The 17,634-nt window shown below is 57.9% G+C and carries 18 protein-coding genes; 11 read left to right on the forward strand and 7 right to left on the reverse strand.

The genetic code is table 11. From position 1 onward, the window contains the following. Positions 1–60: 60 nt before the first annotated feature. Positions 61–642, reverse strand: a complete 582-nt coding sequence (locus MED193_RS15680; protein ID WP_039966955.1) for an FMN-dependent NADH-azoreductase — start codon at positions 640–642, stop codon at positions 61–63. 150 nt (positions 643–792) lie between these two features. On the opposite strand from MED193_RS15680, the gene MED193_RS15685 reads away from it, so the two are divergent. Further along, positions 793–1,671: a LysR family transcriptional regulator gene (locus MED193_RS15685; protein WP_009810735.1), complete on the forward strand. Its 879-nt coding sequence runs from the start codon at positions 793–795 to the stop codon at positions 1,669–1,671. Then, entirely contained in the window at positions 1,668–2,573 is a 906-nt protein-coding gene (locus MED193_RS15690; RefSeq protein ID WP_009810736.1) for a DMT family transporter, read from the forward strand. Before MED193_RS15685 ends, MED193_RS15690 begins: the two co-directional genes overlap by 4 nt. Before the next feature lie 10 nt (positions 2,574–2,583). Here MED193_RS15690 and MED193_RS15695 read toward each other — a convergent pair whose 3' ends face one another. Then, complete coding sequence (locus tag MED193_RS15695) at positions 2,584–2,937, reverse strand: helix-turn-helix transcriptional regulator (protein ID WP_009810737.1); 354 nt, start codon at positions 2,935–2,937, stop codon at positions 2,584–2,586. 57 nt (positions 2,938–2,994) lie between these two features. Next, positions 2,995–3,714, reverse strand: a complete 720-nt coding sequence (locus MED193_RS15700; RefSeq protein ID WP_009810738.1) for a sulfite exporter TauE/SafE family protein — start codon at positions 3,712–3,714, stop codon at positions 2,995–2,997. A 328-nt stretch (positions 3,715–4,042) separates the two neighbouring features. On the opposite strand from MED193_RS15700, the gene MED193_RS15705 reads away from it, so the two are divergent. The 5 genes from MED193_RS15705 to MED193_RS15725 all read left to right on the forward strand — a co-directional run bounded on the left by MED193_RS15705 (position 4,043) and on the right by MED193_RS15725 (position 6,728). Beyond that, complete coding sequence (locus MED193_RS15705; RefSeq protein WP_039966956.1) at positions 4,043–4,378, forward strand: AtpZ/AtpI family protein; 336 nt, start codon at positions 4,043–4,045, stop codon at positions 4,376–4,378. Positions 4,379–4,416: 38 nt separating this feature from the next. Continuing rightward, positions 4,417–5,217, forward strand: a complete 801-nt coding sequence (locus MED193_RS15710) for a F0F1 ATP synthase subunit A (RefSeq protein WP_009810740.1) — start codon at positions 4,417–4,419, stop codon at positions 5,215–5,217. Between the two features lie 85 nt (positions 5,218–5,302). Next, positions 5,303–5,539 carry a F0F1 ATP synthase subunit C gene (locus MED193_RS15715; protein ID WP_008205040.1) on the forward strand — a complete coding sequence of 79 codons (237 nt, stop codon included), beginning with the start codon at positions 5,303–5,305 and terminating at the stop codon, positions 5,537–5,539. An 87-nt stretch (positions 5,540–5,626) separates the two neighbouring features. Continuing rightward, positions 5,627–6,163 (forward strand): F0F1 ATP synthase subunit B', encoded by a 537-nt coding sequence (locus MED193_RS15720; RefSeq protein WP_039966265.1) that lies wholly within the window; start codon positions 5,627–5,629, stop codon positions 6,161–6,163. 4 nt (positions 6,164–6,167) lie between these two features. Then, complete coding sequence (locus MED193_RS15725; protein WP_009810742.1) at positions 6,168–6,728, forward strand: F0F1 ATP synthase subunit B; 561 nt, start codon at positions 6,168–6,170, stop codon at positions 6,726–6,728. Between the two features lie 201 nt (positions 6,729–6,929). Here MED193_RS15725 and MED193_RS15730 read toward each other — a convergent pair whose 3' ends face one another. The 4 genes from MED193_RS15730 to MED193_RS15740 all read right to left on the reverse strand — a co-directional run bounded on the left by MED193_RS15730 (position 6,930) and on the right by MED193_RS15740 (position 11,445). After that, positions 6,930–8,423 carry a cryptochrome/photolyase family protein gene (locus tag MED193_RS15730; RefSeq protein WP_009810743.1) on the reverse strand — a complete coding sequence of 498 codons (1,494 nt, stop codon included), beginning with the start codon at positions 8,421–8,423 and terminating at the stop codon, positions 6,930–6,932. A gap of 405 nt (positions 8,424–8,828) precedes the next feature. Beyond that, complete coding sequence (locus MED193_RS22625) at positions 8,829–8,954, reverse strand: DUF2256 domain-containing protein (RefSeq protein WP_009810744.1); 126 nt, start codon at positions 8,952–8,954, stop codon at positions 8,829–8,831. An 8-nt stretch (positions 8,955–8,962) separates the two neighbouring features. Next, on the reverse strand, positions 8,963–10,471 hold the full coding sequence (locus tag MED193_RS15735) for an FAD-binding domain-containing protein (RefSeq protein WP_009810745.1): 1,509 nt from the start codon (positions 10,469–10,471) through the stop codon (positions 8,963–8,965). A gap of 203 nt (positions 10,472–10,674) precedes the next feature. Then, positions 10,675–11,445, reverse strand: a complete 771-nt coding sequence (locus MED193_RS15740; protein WP_039966267.1) for a FadR/GntR family transcriptional regulator — start codon at positions 11,443–11,445, stop codon at positions 10,675–10,677. Positions 11,446–11,651: 206 nt separating this feature from the next. Here MED193_RS15740 and MED193_RS15745 point away from each other — a divergent pair, with 206 nt between their 5' ends. The 4 genes from MED193_RS15745 (at position 11,652) to MED193_RS15760 (ending at position 17,590) form a co-directional block, all read left to right on the forward strand. Next, positions 11,652–12,869, forward strand: a complete 1,218-nt coding sequence (locus MED193_RS15745) for a PLP-dependent aminotransferase family protein (RefSeq protein ID WP_009810747.1) — start codon at positions 11,652–11,654, stop codon at positions 12,867–12,869. A gap of 166 nt (positions 12,870–13,035) precedes the next feature. Further along, positions 13,036–13,236, forward strand: coding sequence for a hypothetical protein (locus tag MED193_RS15750; protein ID WP_254655460.1), 201 nt, complete (start codon positions 13,036–13,038; stop codon positions 13,234–13,236). A 247-nt stretch (positions 13,237–13,483) separates the two neighbouring features. After that, complete coding sequence (locus MED193_RS15755; protein WP_009810749.1) at positions 13,484–16,939, forward strand: chromosome segregation SMC family protein; 3,456 nt, start codon at positions 13,484–13,486, stop codon at positions 16,937–16,939. 183 nt (positions 16,940–17,122) lie between these two features. Then, positions 17,123–17,590, forward strand: coding sequence for a YbjN domain-containing protein (locus MED193_RS15760; RefSeq protein ID WP_009810750.1), 468 nt, complete (start codon positions 17,123–17,125; stop codon positions 17,588–17,590). Positions 17,591–17,634 lie beyond the last annotated feature (44 nt).

The following is a 17,634-nucleotide window of genomic DNA, read 5'->3' on the forward strand; positions in this document are numbered from 1 at the left end:
GCCGCCCTCCCTTGGGGAAGGCGGCATTTAGGTTTGCACTGTCTGGCTTGTGCACGCGAGTTAGGCCGCCAGCTCTTCAATGGCTGACTTGGCGCGGGCCATAGAGCCTTCCGCATCCATGGAGAGCTGATCTGCGGCGACCAGTTCGACATTTGTGATGCCGATAAAGCCCAGAACATGGCGCAGGTAGGTTGTCGCGAAATCGATATCTGAGCCGGCTTGAGTACCGCCAGAGGCCACGGCAATGATGGCGCGTTTGCCTTCCAGCAGGCCTTTGGGGCCAGCCTCGCTGTAGCTAAAGGTAACGCCAGCGCGGGCAACCAGATCAATCCAGGCCTTCAGGGTCGAGGGAACAGAGAAGTTGTAGATCGGCGTGCCAATAACAATAGTGTCAGCCTGTTTCAGTTCAGCGATCAGGGCGTCAGACTGGGCAAGCAGTGCCTTTTGCTCATCGCTGCGCTGATCGGCAGGGGTAAAGTTGGCACCTACCCAGGCTTCATCCAGCAATGGCAGGGGCGTTGCGAGGTCGCGGCGAATAACATGGTCAGGCGACAGGCGGGCGGTGATTTCGGCACTCAGCGAGCGGGTGACGGAATTTTCAGCGCGGGCGGAAGAGTCAATATGCAAAACGGTGGAGGACATGATCTGATTTCCCATTTGATGTTTCGTCTGCTTTACAAATGGGGTATAGCAAAAATGAACTCAATTGCGCTGATGGCGCAGGTGATGTGCATTTTTGCGCAGGCGTTGGGATCGGGTTTTAAAAAGCGGATTTAGAGCAAGGGTAGTGTCATGGAAAACTGGGACGAAGTTCGCACAGCCTACCAGGTGGCGCGTATGGGAACCGTTAGCGGCGCGGCCGAGGTTCTGGGGGTGCATCATGCCACGGTGATCCGGCACATTGAGGCAATTGAGGCCCGTTTGGGGGTCAAGCTGTTTCAGCGCCACGCGCGTGGCTACACGCCGACGGAATCGGGGCAGGATTTGCTGCGGGTGGCCCAGGCCACGGATGATCAGTTTAGCCAGTTGGTGGGCCGGTTGAAAGGTCAGGGGGATGAGGTTTCGGGCGAATTGGTGGTGACGTCTCTGTCGTCGATGTCGCATCTTTTGGTGCCGGTGCTGACGGAGTTTCAGCAGATGCATCCTGGTCTGGTTATTCGCTATCTCACGGGGGAACGCTTGTTCCGGCTGGAATACGGCGAGGCCCATGTGGCGCTGCGGGCGGGCAATGCGCCTGATCAGCCGGACAATGTGGTGCAGCCTTTTGCAAGGCAGCGTATTGGCCTGTTTGCGTCCCAAAGCTACGTTGACCGGCACGGTGTACTGGAGGGCATTGACGACCTGAAGAACCATCAGTTTGTCGGTACGGATAACGAAAACAGCCGGGCCCCTTTTAACAAATGGCTGCGCGAGCACACCAATGAAGAGACGATCATTTTTCGCTGCTCGGACGGGGTCGCAATGCAAGAGGCCATTATGGCCGGGGCGGGCATCGGCTTCATGTCCACCTGGGAGGCCTCTCGTCGTCCCGACCTGGTGAAAATGATGGAGCCTCGGGAAGAGTGGGAGGGAAGCCTGTGGCTGGTGACCCATGTTGATCTGCATCGCACCAACAAGGTACAGAGTTTCCTCAGCTTTTTGAAAGAGCGCTCCAAGGCCTGGCAGCAATGAACCCGGTTCAGCGCGCCCACGGTGCCATGCTGCTGTTTTCGATCCTGGTGGCGGGGTCGTTTTCGCTGGGGGTATTGATCGCAAATGACATCGCGCCAATGGCGTTGAATGCGGTGCGCTTTGTCATTGCGGCGGTGGTAATCGGCGCCGTCGCGGCGATGACTGGCAGGCTCCAGCGTAGTCATTTCCGAGCTCCCTGGCGTTACCTGGTGTTGGGGGCGCTGTTTGCGAGCTACTTTGTATTGATGTTCTACGGATTGCAGACTGCGGCTCCCGTCAGCGCTGCGGCGGTCTTCACTCTGACTCCGGTGCTGAGCGGGGTCTTTGGTTATCTGCTCCTACGCCAGGTTACGAACCGGCGCATGGCGTTGGCGCTGGGTATCGGTGCGTCTGGCGCCCTCTGGGTGATTTTTCGCGCCGACCTGGCGGCTTTGCGGGCCTTTGATATTGGTCAGGGCGAGATGATCTACTTTGTCGGCTGCATTGCGCATGCGATCTACACGCCGATGGTGCGACGTATGAACCGGGGGGAGCCTGCGATTGCCTTTACCTTTGGCACCCTGATTGCAGGAGCGCTGGTGTTATTGGTGGTGGGATGGGGGGACATCCGCACGACCCAGTGGAACGCCTTGCCGATGTTGGTTTGGGTCGGCATCTTTTATGTGGCAATCTTTGCCAGTGCGATGACTTTTGTGTTGTTGCAATTTGCCAGCCTGCATCTGCCCGCGGCCAAGGTGATGGCCTATACCTATCTGACTCCAAGCTGGGTGATTGTCTGGCAAGTGGCGTTGGGCAATCCGGCGCCAACAGGGCTGATCCTGGTCGGGATTGTTCTGACGGTGTTGGCGCTGGTGTTGCTGCTCGAAGATGCCGCCAAGCCAGTGCGCTCTGCCAAAGCCTGAGCGCGCTGTCTCAGACCTCGCTATTTCGCGTGGCGGATGGCACGTCGTCCAATTCGCTGGCCAAAAAGCGCTCGAATGCATCCAGGTTCACGGGCTCAAACTGGCCAAACCCTTGCATCCAGACGGAAGCCGCGCGCATGGCATCAGGCTGTAACTTGCACCACTTAACCCTGCCGCGTTTCTCCTGCGCGATCAGCCCGGCGCGGGTCAGGATGGTCAGATGTTTGGAGATGGCAGCCAGAGACATCTCGAAGGGTTCGGCCACATCGGTCACCGCCATGTCGTCTTCCAACAACATAGTGAGGATCGACCGGCGGGTCGGATCGGCCAGGGCGGCAAAGACGGTATCAAGTTCACTAGACATCTTGGGGCACATTATGCTGCACCGCGCTTGAAGGAAAGCGGGGATCGCTGGGCGCTATTACAGACTCTGGGCTAGGATGATACCGCCGGAAATCAGAAGCAACAGCAAGACGGCCTGGCGGAAACGCAGGTCACTGACGCCTTTGAAGGCCCTGACACCAACAAGGGTCCCGATGATTGTAAATGGAGCAGAGATTGCTGCATAGATCATCAACTCGCCGTCCAGCTTGCCGATCACAAGCATGGCGACGCTGGCGAAGGCTAGAACCAGAAGATTGAAGGGCTGATACCGGGCTCGCTGTTGACGCGCGGAAAACCCTCTGAGCTGCAACCAGACGAGCGGTAAGACACCGGAAAGCCCGGCAAACCCGCCCAACACGCCGCTGGCAAACCCGACGGCTCTATCGGCCACCCCTTCGGGAGAGGCAGTGGCGGCTGGCCGGGGCCATCCTGCAAATTGCAAAAGGGTGTAGACCACCAAAAAGCCTCCGATAATGGTTTTGACCAAAGTCGGCTCCATCTGGGTCAGGATGGCCGCGCCAATTGGGACGCCGAGAATTCCCCCGGATAGCAGGTAGCTGCTTTTGCGCCAGTTCAGTTCAACCGACAATTTCAACACCCCGATAAGCTGCCCAACCAAAGCCGAGATGATAATGAGCGGCGGGACTATATGGGCTGGTAAGGCGAGGAACCAGAAGCCGGAGGCTACAAGTGCAGTGCCAAAACCGGCAAAGCCATTGATAAAGCCAGCCGCCGCTGCGCCCGCCGACAAGGCCAAGAGTAACTGAATTTCGATCGGACTGCTCCCTGCTCACAAGCGCCACCTTCCGCAGGTCACGGTGGAATGGCAAGCGGGAACAGGATTTCGGGCTCTGGGCGCGTGGGATTGGCGATGAACTCAAAATCAACCGAATGGTTGAATAAGCGGAATGGGCCTCTCAACCCGCCACCAGCCCCAGTGCGATGCCGTGGTGGACTCTGGGTGAATGCACTAAATGTATATTTTTCAGCCACTTAAATAAATTTCCCCTGCGACGCTTGAACAATTGACTCTGAAGCCCCAGCACCTTAGCACCTCTCATAGAAATCGCGTGAGGATGGCGCCCGTGACAGATGATGACCAAAAGCAGCGCATGGCGCAGCTGGAGGCGAAACTGGCAGCGGCGCGTAAGGCCCAAGAGCCCAAGCCGCGCGCGGATGAACACTACTCTCTGGCCAATCAGGCCTGGCGGATGGTGATTGAATTGGTAGCCGGTCTCGGGATCGGCTTTGGCATCGGATACGGGCTGGACCTGCTCTTTGGGACCCTGCCGATCTTTATGGTGCTGTTCATACTGCTGGGCCTTGCGGCTGGGGTGAAGACAATGCTTCGCACCGCGCAGGAGATCCAGGAACAGAAACTGGCCGAACAGGCCGATGAAAATGCAAAGGCTCAGGACTGATCGCGTGATCAACACCTGACGACAGGAGAAGCGGAACGATGGGCAAGCTGTTCTTTTACGTAGCATTGGCACTGGTAGTAGTGTCTGGCGTGCTTTTTGCACCCGAGCATGCGGCTCTGGCGATCCACCCGATGGATCAGTTCAACGTGGCCTCGCTAACGGGCGGCGCGGTGAGCACCTTCGCAATCACCAATGTCACACTCTGGCTGGCTCTGGCCGTTGTCTGCGTCTTCTTGCTGATGGTTGTTGGCTCTTCGCGCCGCGCCATCGTGCCCAGCCGGGCCCAGTCGATCGCAGAACTGACCTACGGCTTCATCTACAAAATGGTTGAAGACGTCGCTGGCAAAGATGGCGTAAAGTTCTTCCCCTATATCATGACCCTGTTCATGTTCATCCTGATGGCCAACTTCCTCGGCCTGATCCCGATGTCCTTCACCACCACCTCGCATATCGCTGTCACCGCGATCCTGGCTGGTCTGGTGTTCTTTACCGTCACCATCGTTGGCTTTGTCAAAAACGGTGTTGGCTTCCTTGGCCTCTTCTGGGTGTCGAGCGCGCCTCTGGCACTGCGCCCCATCCTGGCCATCATCGAACTGATTTCCTACTTCGTACGCCCCGTGAGCCACAGCATTCGTCTGGCAGGCAACGTCATGGCGGGCCACGCGGTTCTGAAGGTATTCGCAGGGTTTGCAGGCGCGCTGGGCCTGTTCAGCTTCCTGCCGATCTTTGCCATCACCGCAGTCTACGCCCTCGAAGTTCTGGTGGCCTTTATCCAGGCCTACGTCTTTACCATCCTGACCTGCGTGTATCTGAAAGATGCCCTGCATCCGAGCCACTAAGGTCTAGATCAACAAGTTACCGGGTGATCCGCTTCTGGATCATCCGGATCCCAAATCACCACATTCCATCGTAAGGAGAATACCCATGGAAGGCGATATCGCACAACTCGGTCAGTTCATCGGCGCAGGCCTCGCAGCAATCGGTTCCGGCGCAGCCGCGATCGGTGTTGGCCACGTAGCCGGCAACTTCCTGGCAGGCGCACTGCGCAACCCATCGGCAGCAGCCGGCCAGACAGCTACTCTCTTCATCGGCATCGCCTTTGCAGAAGCCCTGGGCATCTTCTCGTTCCTGGTTGCTCTGCTGCTGATGTTCGCAGTCTAAGACCTTAGGACACTTTATCCTTACGGTCGGGCGGTAGGCCCAACGGCCCACCGCCCGATGTAACGGCAAGTTCCCTAGGAGGACGACATGGCATCTAATACACAAGACGCAGCTCACGGCGCCGCCGAATCTGCTCCGGGCATGCCGCAGCTGGATTTCTCGACCTTCGGGAACCAGATCTTCTGGCTGGCAATCGCGCTGGTCGCGATCTATCTCATTTTGTCGCGTGTCGCGCTGCCCCGCATTGCTGCGGTTCTGGCAGAGCGTCAGGGGACCATCACCAACGACCTCGCCGCGGCTGAAGATCTGAAAGCCAAGGCAGTTGAGGCCGAAGACGCTTATAACAAGGCCCTGGCAGACGCCCGCGCCGAGGCACAGCGTATCGCCGCCGAAACACGCGCCGAAATCCAGGTAGGCCTGGACGAAGCCATTGCCAAGGCGGATGAACAGATTGCTGCCAAAGCGGCTGAATCTGAAAAAGCCATTGGCGAGATCAAAGCTGGCGCGCTGGAAAGCGTGAAAGTTGTGGCCGCCGACACCGCCGAAGCCCTGGTAACAGCGCTGGGTGGCAAGGCAGATGCAAAAGCAGTCGCAGCCGCGGTTGCCGACCGGATGAAAGGTTAAGGACATGCGCACAGTTCTGGCAATTGCCCTCACCCTTGGAGCCACAAGCCCGGCCTTCGCCGCTTCTGGTCCTTTCTTTTCGATGAGCAACACCAACTTTGTTGTTCTGCTCGGCTTCCTTCTGTTCGTTGGTATTTTGCTCTTCGTAAAAGTACCAAGCCTGCTGGGTGGCCAGTTGGACGCCCGCGCCGAAGGTATCCAGAAAGAGCTGGACGAAGCCCGCGCCCTGCGGGAAGAAGCCCAGACCATTCTGGCCTCTTATGAGCGCAAGCAGCAGGAAGTTCAGGCTCAGGCGGATCGCATCGTGGCTTCGGCCCGTGAAGATGCAGCTGCCGCTGCCGAAGAGGCCAAATCGGAATTGGAGCAATCCATTGCCCGTCGTTTGGCCGCTGCGGAAGAGCAGATCGCCTCTGCTGAAGCTTCGGCTGTGAAAGAAGTCCGCGATCAGGCGATCTCCATCGCGGTTGCTGCGGCAGATCAAGTGATCGCCAAGCAGATGACTGCAACTGAGGCCAACAAGCTGATCGACGCCGCGATCACCGACGTCAATGACAAGCTGCACTGATCGAATACAGATCTCTGTATGTTAAAGTTAAAGAACCCGGCCCCAGTGGCCGGGTTTTTTGTGCAAAGTTGAAGCTTTCGTTTCGCAAGCTCATTGGGAGAGATTGCTGAACTGTGGCGGGGCTAAGGATATTGTACTTCGCTCAGGTTTAGCTCAGCCTTTGGGTCGGGGAGCGCGCAGTCCTTTGAGTTTTGGCATTGCTCAGCTCAGGTGTTTCAGAAAGTCTTCGGCGATCGTTAGATGGTGGTTTTTGCTTTCAGGCGTCATGCGCGCAGCGGTCCGGCACATCATGGCCCAACGCGGGTTCGTCGCGAGTGCGCCAGAATGCTTGAAGATGAACCGCCAATACAACCCGTCCCAGACCTCTGCCCAAGGCCCTTTGTCCCAATGGCTCATTTTTCGGATATAGTTTGAGCCGGAGAAATAAGGTTTGGTGGTGATTAACCCGCCATCGGCATGCTGGCTCATGGCGTAAACATTGGGAACCATGACCCAATCATAACTGTCCACGAACATCTCCATGAACCAGCGGTAAACCGCGTCGGGGTCAATTTCGCACAGGAACATGAAGCCCCCGAGCACCATCAACCGCTCAATATGGTGGCAATAGCCGGTCGCGAGCACGCGTTGGATGGTGTCGTCTAGGGGGGCAATGCCGGTTGTGCCGCTATAGAAGGACTTGGGCATGGGGCGGTGGTGACCCCAGTGGTTTGTTTGCCGCATGGTGACCCCAAGGTCTGCGTAGGTGGCGCGCATGAATTCCCGCCAACCGATGATTTGACGGAGAAAACCCTCCAGCGAATTCAGAGGAATATCCTTGCGTTCTGCATAAGCCAGAGTGGTATCCAACACCTGACGCGGGGTGAGCAACCCGATATTCAACACTGGGGTTAGCATGGCATGCCAGAGCCAACTTTCACCCGCGACAATGGCATCCTCAAAATCGCCAAATCGGTCAAATCGCTGCCTGAGGAACTGATCAAACCAAGCCGCAGCAGAGGCCTGTGTGGTCGGATAATAGAGCTGTTCCAAGCTGCCTATCGTGTGTGGAAATTCGGAAAGAACACGCGCCTTCGCAACCGCATCGATGTCGTCATGAACGGGCCATTCGATCAAGGGCAAGTTCTCTAACAATGCCTTTGGCACCTTCTTACGGTTCTCTGTGTCGAGGCTCCATTTTCCACCTAGGGGTTTGTCATTCTCCATCAACACATCTAAGCGGCGGCGTTGGGCTTTGTAGAACTCTGCCATGAGCCAACGTTTGCGGCCTCTGTACCATTCATGATTATGCTCCGGGCTGTTCAGAAATCCGGGAGAGGGCAGGACTTCAAGTTTGATGCCTGTGGCATCGGCTGACTCCTGAATGCGCTGTTCAGCAATAAAATCGACTGGATCGGCCATGACCATAGTTGTAATCCCTTGCTCCTTCAGATTTTGGAACAGTCGCTGGCAGGCACCATTTTGCGGGTCATAGGGTATGATTTTTGCGTTCAGCCCCAGTTTCACCAGTGCTTGTTGATAATGCGCCATGCTGGCCCGGTGAAGCCACAGCTTCTGACGGTGCATCCTCGCCGGATATTGTGGGTCACCAAAGAAGAGCGGGTCTTCGAAGAGAACAACATCCCTTACAGGGTCCAGAAGAGCTGGGTGGTCGGCAAATAGCTGATTTGGCAACACAAGGGCGGCTTTAACCATGGGGAGTTCCCTCTGCTCGGGTCAGATTTAGGTCCCAAAGGATGGCAGGGGTCGTTTTCTTGAGCCCCCAAAAACCATCCTTGGCATGGGGGCAGGTCAGTCGGCCATAAGGGCGGATGACCCTCTTTTGAGTGATCCCCGCATTGCCCGCTATTGCGTCGCGGTGGCGGGCATTCTTCGCTGGATCGCGTTCCAGTCTCTCGAATGAGGCCAGCCGATGCTGCAGCCCTGGTATGAGTGCGGAGACATTGCTCCGCCGCTCCGCGCCGAAATTGTGGTTCCTTGTCCGTGCATAATGTCGCCCAGTGCGAGAGGCGAAGCGCCCCAACCGATGAAGCCCCCCGGTTCGGTGTGGCGCTAGACCAATAGGTTCAACTGGATCTTTGAAATCAGGAAACGGTTCTGTCATGCGCCGCCGCTGCAGCGCCGAGAGCAATATTTCACCTCGTCCCAGACCTTTGACCACTTCTTGCGCCAGACAAAGGGGCGACGACAAACGGGACAGATTTTTTGCGGCAAATCCGATTTCATTTTGTGTTTCACGAGGTCTCTCCAAATGGCAGGTCCAGTTGGGCGGAGCCCTTTGGTGAAGGCGTCTTACGTCTGGATCGGTTTTTCCGGCTGGCATGTTTGGCCGCGATCACATCAGCCTGGGTGCGAAAATCTGGGCGACGCCGAACCTCCCATATCTTTTCGCGTGCAGCTTTTGCGGCTGCCATATGATCAAAAATGCGCTCTGGGTAATGGCGGCCGATCACCTCTGCGGAGTTGTCCGCCGCCCATGGTTCATGGAGGTGCCTATCGGGTATCTGCGCCAGTTCCGGTAGCCAAATACGTATGAAAATACCCGTTGGATCTTGATCAAATCCCTGCTTGACCGGGTTATAGATCCGTACTGTGTTGATGCCCGTGGTGCCGGATTGCATCTGTACCTGGCTCCAGTGAATACCAGGTTCATAGTCGGTGAACATGCGGGCCAAATGCTGACCGGGTGCGCGCCAGTCGAGCCACAGGTGATAAGCCGCTACAGCCATAAGCATGGCACGCATGCGGAAATTTAGCCAACCAGTGGAGCGGAGGCACCGCATGCAGGCATCCAAAAACGGATAGCCGGTTTCACCTTTTTCCCATGCCTGCAGCCGTGCGGCGTCCGGCGTTTTGGGGCGAAGATCATCCATGAGCCGGTGGAGATTTTCGAACTCGATACGCGGCTCGTCTTCAATCTTCTGGATGAAGTGGCAATGCCAGTGCAATCGGCCTGAGAAGGAGCGTAGGGATTTTCGCCAGCTTTTCTCAGCGGGAAGCAGGGCACGTTGGCGTGCCGCATTCGCCTGCGCTACTTCACGCATCGAAACCGCGCCCCAGGCCAAATAGGGCGAGAGCCGCGAACAGGCGGAGGTGCCCTCAAGCGGGCTGGACATGGCGCGCTGATAGTGTTCACCACGTTGGTTGAGAAAGCTCTCCAGCCGCTCCAACCCAGCACCCCGGCCCCCGGACTGCCGCCCTGGGCTGACATCTGAGCCAAGGCCAAGATCCCGCGCTGTAGGTATGGACCCTGGCACGATGTCGACTGGGGCGAGCTGCGGAGCAGAGGCGCAGGGTTGCGCCATCAATCGATCCCAACGCTTAGCCCAACCGTCGCGAGACTGAAGCCTCCGCCAAACTCCATGGTTCTGAAGCTCGTGCCACGGAATCCCATTGTCGCGGCACCAGGCCGCAACCCGACAATCCCGCTGGAAGGTCCAGCCATTGCCGGATTCCTCATGCGACCATAGTGCTGAGAGCCTGCCCTGCCGCATCAAGCCTTCTAGGATCTCAACCACCGAGCCCTGGCGGACCACCAGTGGTTGGCCCCTCAGCTTGAGATCATCCCGCAGTTCTGCCAGGGTTTCCGCTACAAAACACCACTGACGGTGCGATGCGTCAGGCTGCTGCCAAAGATCAGGCTCAACAACATAGAGCGGCAAAACCGGCCCTACTTGTGCCGCGCGTGTCAAGGCCGCATGATCCGAACACCGCAGATCTCGTTTGAACCAAACAACTTGCACGTCCCATCCACCTTTAGCCGCTAATCCTGAAGATTACGTCAGCCGACGTGAAACAGATCACAAGGGGACCATTGGCAATGGCCTGTAGGGCCAGAATTTCTGTACTGGGGTCCTAAATGGGATGCGTGGTGATCGCTATTGCGGACTTAAAACGGATACGCGTTGCGGAGCACGATATGAGGGATTGAGCGCCGTCAGGCGTATTACCTTTTGCCGCTCTCATGCTCCAGCCTCTGCTGCGCGATCTCGGCGTTGCGTTCTGTACGCTGGTGGTCGATCAGAGACTGTTTCACATAGTCCAGGTGCGCCTCAACGGCTGTGCGGGCAGCCTTGGGATCGCGCGCCTGTAGCGCAGCATTGATGGCACTGTGTTGGGCGAGAAGCACTTCATAGGTGGTGTGGCGGCTGAACATGATGCGGCGGTTGTAGAACACGCCCTCATGCAGCAGGTCAAACATCGAGCGCATCATATGCAGCATCACCACATTGTGGCTGGCGTCCATGATGGCGGAATGGAACTGCGCGTCCAGACTGGCTGCCTCATCCGACACCGAAGGGTCACCCGCCGCGACCATCTTGTCAAAAATCGTCTGGATCAGCTTGAGATCGGCATCGGAGCCAAACTGGGCTGCGCGCTCGGCGGCGAGCCCCTCCATGTCGCGGCGGAAACTGAGGTAGTCAAACACCGCCTCGTCATGGCGGGCAAAGAGCCGGATCAGGGCGGGCGAGAAGGCAGAGCCCAGTACGTCGGCAACAAAGATCCCCGAGCCCGCCTTGGCTGTGAGCAAGCCGCCCTCTTGCAGCTCAGCAATGGCATCGCGCAGGGAGGGCCGCGAAACACCCAGCCGTTCCGCCAGCTCCCTCTCTGAGGGCAAGCGCTCACCAGGGGAGAGGATGCCCCGCAGGATCAGCTGTTCGATCTGGCGCACCACTGAGGCGGAGAGTTTCTCGGGCTGAACTTTTTGAAACGGCATGGGGGCCTCTTCACTGAACTTTGAACAGGGCGCAGGATCTGCCCAATTGGTAAAAACATATGACCGCGCCAGGTGCAAGCGCACAAGGGCTGAAGCAGGAAGTGCAAAGGTTGATCACTTCTGTTGAAATAATAGGTCAGAAGTGTTGACTATAATCGCAACTTTTCTACCTTCCCATCCAACCTTGAACTGAAAGGAGGTCGCCGATGTTGCTAGAGCAACTCTTTGCCACCCGGACCCACCGTATGAAAGCTTCCGAAATTCGGGAGTTGTTGAAGCTGCTGAATCGGCCAGGGCTTCTGTCCTTTGCCGGGGGCATTCCGGATCCAGATTTGTTTCCGGCTGCTGAGTTTTCCGCAGCCTTTCAGGCCGCCCTGCGGCCACAGGAACAGGCGGAGGCGCTGCAATATTCGATTAGCGAAGGCTACCTGCCTCTGCGCCAGTGGATCAGAGGCGAAATGGCGCGCATGGGCGTGGCCTGCGATGTGGACAACATCCTGATCACCTCTGGTTCACAGCAGGCGCTCGACTATCTGGGTAAGCTGTTCCTCTCCCCGAACGACACGGCACTTGTGGGCTGGCCCACCTATCTTGGTGCGCTGGCGGCCTTTAATGCCTATGAACCTCGCTATGACCAGCTGAACCCAGGAGGCAACCGCTCCCCTGCGAGTTATCGGGAGGCTGCAGCAGAGGCAAACAGCCGCGTAAAATTTGCCTACCTCTCGCCGGACTTTTCCAATCCAACCGGAGAAACCCTGTCCTTGACGGGCCGCGAGACACTGCTTGACCTTGCGGAGGAGCTGGACTGTGCCGTGATCGAGGATGGTGCCTATCAAGCGTTGCGCTATGAGGGAGAAGCGATCCCGCCCATTCTAGCGCTGGAGATAGCGCGGAAGGGAAGCATTGAGGATTGCCAGACGATCTATTGCGGATCGTTCTCCAAAACCCTGTCGCCGGGGCTGCGTATGGGGTGGGTTGTCGCCGCAAAGCCGGTGATCGCACAAATGGTTCTGATGAAACAGGCCGCAGATCTGCATTCGCCGACCCTCAACCAGATGGCGGTCCATCAGGTGGCGCAGGACTGTTTTGACCAGCATGTCGCGGGGCTGCGCCTAGCCTATGGGGCCCGTCGTGATGCGATGCTTGCTGCCTTGGAGGCGTTTATGCCGGACGGGGTGAGCTGGACCAGACCCAAGGGCGGCATGTTTGTTTGGCTGACGTTGCCCAAACAGGTCGACACCGCTGAGGTCCTGACGCGGGCCTTGGAACAAGAAAACATCGCTTTTGTTCCTGGCCAGGCCTTTTTTGCCGATGGCGATGGCTGCAATACGCTGAGGTTGAGTTTTTCGGTGCTGGATGAAGCCGAGATCAGAACGGGTATTGAACGGTTAGGACGGTTACTGAAACAAGGTGCGCGGACTTAGTTCTGCCCTTTAGGGGGGGGTGGTTTAACTGGATTTCACGTCAGAATTGCGAGATGCTGGCGAGACTATGCGATATTTGGTTTTATCTCTGTTTGTACCACTTTCGGCCTGCACAGCCTCGCGGGGGTATTTTGCTGAGACTGAGATCGAGCAGGTGACGGTTGGTATGAGTGTTTTTGAAGTCCGGGTGAAGGGAAACCTGGCTGAAGCCACCCGGATCAATCCGCAATATGCGCCGCGTCTGGGCCCGTTGAGGGCGCAGGCGGCACAGGCCATGGCAGAGGTCAGCGGTTGCAGGGTCACGGGGGTTTTGGGGGATCAGGCGCTGATGATTGGAGTGTTGAATTGCCCCGCTTTTGGAGGGTGAGAGAGAGTTTTCCCCTGTTGGAGAGTGCGGAGGAGGGGCCAGCCCCTCTGTGTCTACGACACATTCACCCCGAAATATTTTGGGAAAGGTGAAAGCGAGGTCTGGCGGTATTTGCGAGCTGGGTGAGTTATCCACAAGATATGCTTCAGGAGGGGCGGTGAGCTGCCCGCGCTGGCGCTGTTTGCGTTGACAGAATCTGTAGGAAGCTGCTGGACTCTGTCCCAATAAGAATCACTCAGGGGCGAATTTGCGCTTTTCAAAACTCAGGCTCAACGGCTTCAAAAGCTTTGTGGACCCGACCGATCTGATCATCGGGGACGGTTTGACCGGCGTGGTCGGGCCCAATGGCTGTGGCAAGTCTAATTTGCTGGAGGCGTTGCGCTGGGTGATGGGAGAAACCCGTGCGAAGGCCATGCGCGGTGGCGGCATGGAAGATGTGATCTTTGCGGGCACGACCTCACGTTCGGCGCGCAATTTCGCCGAGGTGAACCTGCTGATTGATAACTCAGATCGATTGGCACCCTCTGGGTTCAATGAGGCGGATCAGCTGGAAATTGTACGTCGGATCACCCGGGATGTGGGCAGCGCCTATAAATCAAACGGTAAGGATGTGCGGGCGCGCGATGTGCAGATGCTTTTTGCCGATGCCTCGACGGGGGCGCATTCTCCGGCACTGGTGCGGCAGGGGCAGATCTCGGAGCTGATCAACGCCAAGCCCAAGGCGCGCCGTCGCATCCTGGAAGAGGCGGCGGGTATTTCCGGCCTGTATCAGCGGCGCCATGAGGCAGAGCTGAAGCTGAAGAATACCGAACAGAATTTGCTTCGGGTGGATGATGTGGTTGAGCAGTTGGCAGGGCAGTTGGGGCAATTGGCGCGCCAGGCGCGCCAAGCGCAGCGCTACCGTGATATCGGCGAAAAGCTGAGAATGGCGGAGGGGATGCTGCTGTATCGGCGCTGGCGCGAGGCCGATGATGCGCGGTTGAGTGCAGAGCAGGACCTGAGCATTCGTCTGACCCAGGCGGCCAAAGGCGAGGCTCTGTCACGCGCTGCAGCGGCGAACCGCGCCGAGGCCGAAGAAGGCCTGCCGCCGTTACGTGAAGAAGAGGCCATTGCCGCGGCTGTTCTGCAGCGCCTGGTGGTGCAGCGCGATTCACTTGGCGATCAAGAAGCCCAGGCGCGTCAGGCCATAGAACAATTGGTGAGCCGGATTCAGCAACTGGGCAATGATATTGAGCGTGAAGGGGGGCTTAACCGGGATGCTGGGGAAACCATCGAGCGGCTCGACTGGGAGCAAAAGGAACTGGCAAAGGCCAGCGATGGTCATGAGGATCGATTAAGCGAAGCGGGGGAATTGGCGCGGGAAGCGGCAAAGATCTTGGAGGCCCGCGAAGACCACTTGACCCAGTTGACCGAGGATGTGGCACGTCTCTCGGCACGATATCAATCGGCGCTACGTCTGGTTGAGGATTGCAAGCGCACTCTGGCACGGTCTGAAGGCGAAGGAGAGGCGGCGCAGCTGGCACAGAATCAAGCCAGCGAAGCGCTTGAGCTGGCCGGAGAAGCTTTTGAGGCCGCACAGGCGACCGAGGAAGAGGCCCGCGAGGCGGTTGAGATGGCCGAGGAGGCCTTGGCTGCGGCGGATGAGACTCGTACTGAAACGCAGTCTTTGGAATCCGCTGCACGGGCACAGCGTTCTGAGGCGGAGGGTGAGCTGGGGGCGATCCGCGCTGAAGTCACTGCGCTTGCCAAGCTGCTGGAGCGCGATACCGCTGAAAGTGGCCAGATCCTCGATGAGCTGAGCGTGGCGCCGGGTTACGAGAAGGCGCTGGGGGCGGCTCTGGCGGATGACCTGCGGGCGCCTTTGGCTGCAGTGGATGGGCCGACGGGCTGGCTGACCCTGCCTGGCTATACCCGTGATGTGCCGCTGCCGGACGGAGTGGAACCCCTGGCAAAACATGTGTCCGGTCCTGAGGCCTTGGCGCGGCGGATTGGCCAGATTGGTCTGGTAGACGGTGATACAGCGCGCGGATTGCAGGCCGAGTTGCAACCAGGACAGCGGCTGGTAACCCTGGAGGGGGATATCTGGCGTTGGGATGGCTATCGTGCCTGGGCCGAGGATGCCCCTAGTGCAGCAGCGTTGCGGCTGGAACAATTGAACCGGCTGGAGGCGCTGAAGCAAGAGCTGGAGCGGGTAAGCGCCAGGGCAGAAGGGACGCGGGCGGCCCATGAAACGCTTGTTCGTCGTCTGGATGAGGTGACACAGGCGGATCAGAACGCTCGACAGGCGCGTCGACTTGCGGACCAGCGCGTGGCGGATGCCGCCCGTGCGCTGAGTCGCGCCGAGGCCGAACGCAACCTGGCTGAGGGAAAACTGGAAACCCTGGGCATTGCGGTGGCGCGTCATAGTGAGGATGCGATGAACGCCCGGTTACAGCTGGCAGAGGCAGAGAAGTCTCAGGCGGATCTCGGGGATCTCGATGCCGCGCGTGCTGGGGTTGAAGACATCAAACAGGGGGTCGAGGCCGCCCGAATTACCATGCTCACCCATCGCTCGGCCCATGATGAGTTGCGCCGGGAAGGCGAAGCCCGAACCAAACGCGCCCAGCAGGTGACCAAGGAACTATCGGGCTGGCGTCATCGGTTGGAAACCGCCGAACGTCGTATTGAAGAACTGGCGGAACGCCGTGAAGCCTCGCAGGAAGAATTGGAAGAGGCCCATGCGGTGCCGACGGAGATCGCGGAGAAACGCGAAGAGCTGAACGAGGCGATTGAAGATGCCGAAAACCGCAAGACTACGGCTTCGGAGGCTCTGATTGCGGCAGAGGCAGCCCTGCGGGAGTTGGTGCAGATTGAGCGGGACTCTGAACGCCTGGCCTCGGAAGGGCGCGAGGCCAGGGCGCGCTCTGAGGCGATTTGTGAGGCGGCCCGTGAAACTGTGACCCATGCGGCAGAGCGGATCAGCGACGACCAGAACTGCAGCCCACAGGTGCTACTGGAACAGCTGGAGGTGAGCCCCGATCAGATGCCCGCAGCCGAAGAGTTGGAGGCGGAGGTCAACCGGCACAAGCGGCAGCGGGATGCCCTGGGTGCGGTGAACCTGCGGGCCGAAGAAGACGCCCGCGAGATCCAGACTGAGCATGACGAGCTGGTCTCGGAGAAGTCTGATCTGGAAGAGGCTATCAAGACACTGCGCAGCGGTATTGCCAGTCTGAACCGCGAAGGGCGTGAACGGCTGCTGACCGCGTTTGAGGAAGTGAATGCCAGCTTTGCCAATCTCTTTACCCATCTGTTTGGCGGCGGCGAGGCCAATCTGGTGATGGTCGAAAGCGATGATCCGCTGGATGCCGGGCTGGAGATCATGTGCCAGCCACCGGGCAAGAAGCTCTCGACCCTTTCGCTGCTGTCCGGGGGGGAGCAGACACTTACCGCGATGGCGCTGATCTTTGCGGTATTTTTGTCCAATCCTGCACCGATCTGTGTGCTGGATGAGGTGGACGCACCGCTGGATGATGCCAATGTCACCCGCTTTTGTGACCTGCTGGACGAGATGTGTCGCCAAACGGACACACGGTTTTTGATCATCACCCACCATGCGGTGACCATGGCAAGAATGGATCGGCTGTTTGGAGTTACAATGCAGGAAAAGGGGGTCAGCCAGCTGGTCTCAGTTGACCTGAAGAAAGCAGAAGCGCTTGTGGCATAGGAGAAAAATGCGCAAGACTAGCCTATGTGTTTCGCGCAGCCTATTCTAGGTTATGGGGAAAACCGGTCAAAATCTTCCTCTTGCTTGCCGGGGGGGCGTCTTCGTAGTTAGGTGTTGGTGATCAGGGTCTGATGATGAAGTGTGGCCCGGAACAGCATTGGAACAAAAAAATTGGAGGAAATTATGAAACTGACAAAACTTTTTGCGGTTGCCGCTCTTGCGATCAGCCCTGTTGCCGTGCAGGCGGAAAACCTGACCGCCAGACATTCCAGCAGCATCGAAGGTTTCTTCTTGGATGAAGGATCCAGCGTTGAAGTTCTGGTAGATAATGTCGGTGACCCGCAGCTGAACGTAGAACACTATGGCAGCGAATTCACGATTTTCTACTATGGCTGTGAGGACAATACCAACTGCGATTCCATCCAGTTCTATTCGGGGTACGCCACCGATGGATCCGTCCGGCTGAAGACCGTTAATGACTTCAATGCTGAAAAGCGCTGGGTCCGCGCCTATGTGGCTGACAATGGATCGACCAAGCTGGAGATGGATCTCTACATGGGTAAGGATGGTATCAGCGCTGATGATTTTGCTACCACAGTGGGCCTTTGGTCACGTCTGATGGGGGATTTTGAAGAGCTCATCGACTATTGAGGAGCGCCCTTCAAGGCCTGAGGGGACAATAGAGAGTTGAACAA

This window comes from Roseobacter sp. MED193 (assembly GCF_000152965.1).
Lineage (GTDB): Bacteria > Pseudomonadota > Alphaproteobacteria > Rhodobacterales > Rhodobacteraceae > Pseudophaeobacter.

Bases quoted from the DNA above. Each gene is read 5' to 3' on its own strand.
- MED193_RS15750 (WP_254655460.1), top strand. From the start codon at position 13,036: ATGAGTGTTTTTGAAGTCCGGGTGAAGGGAAACCTGGCTGAAGCCACC.
- MED193_RS15720 (WP_039966265.1), top strand. From the start codon at position 5,627: ATGGCATCTAATACACAAGACGCAGCTCACGGCGCCGCCGAATCTGCT.
- MED193_RS15680 (WP_039966955.1), bottom strand. From the start codon at position 642: ATGTCCTCCACCGTTTTGCATATTGACTCTTCCGCCCGCGCTGAAAAT.
- MED193_RS15725 (WP_009810742.1), top strand. From the start codon at position 6,168: ATGCGCACAGTTCTGGCAATTGCCCTCACCCTTGGAGCCACAAGCCCG.
- MED193_RS15730 (WP_009810743.1), bottom strand. From the start codon at position 8,423: ATGGTTAAAGCCGCCCTTGTGTTGCCAAATCAGCTATTTGCCGACCAC.
- MED193_RS15760 (WP_009810750.1), top strand. From the start codon at position 17,123: ATGAAACTGACAAAACTTTTTGCGGTTGCCGCTCTTGCGATCAGCCCT.
- MED193_RS15740 (WP_039966267.1), bottom strand. From the start codon at position 11,445: ATGCCGTTTCAAAAAGTTCAGCCCGAGAAACTCTCCGCCTCAGTGGTG.
- MED193_RS15710 (WP_009810740.1), top strand. From the start codon at position 4,417: ATGGGCAAGCTGTTCTTTTACGTAGCATTGGCACTGGTAGTAGTGTCT.
- MED193_RS15695 (WP_009810737.1), bottom strand. From the start codon at position 2,937: ATGTCTAGTGAACTTGATACCGTCTTTGCCGCCCTGGCCGATCCGACC.
- MED193_RS15745 (WP_009810747.1), top strand. From the start codon at position 11,652: ATGTTGCTAGAGCAACTCTTTGCCACCCGGACCCACCGTATGAAAGCT.
- MED193_RS15685 (WP_009810735.1), top strand. From the start codon at position 793: ATGGAAAACTGGGACGAAGTTCGCACAGCCTACCAGGTGGCGCGTATG.
- MED193_RS22625 (WP_009810744.1), bottom strand. From the start codon at position 8,954: ATGAAATCGGATTTGCCGCAAAAAATCTGTCCCGTTTGTCGTCGCCCC.
- MED193_RS15690 (WP_009810736.1), top strand. From the start codon at position 1,668: ATGAACCCGGTTCAGCGCGCCCACGGTGCCATGCTGCTGTTTTCGATC.
- MED193_RS15715 (WP_008205040.1), top strand. From the start codon at position 5,303: ATGGAAGGCGATATCGCACAACTCGGTCAGTTCATCGGCGCAGGCCTC.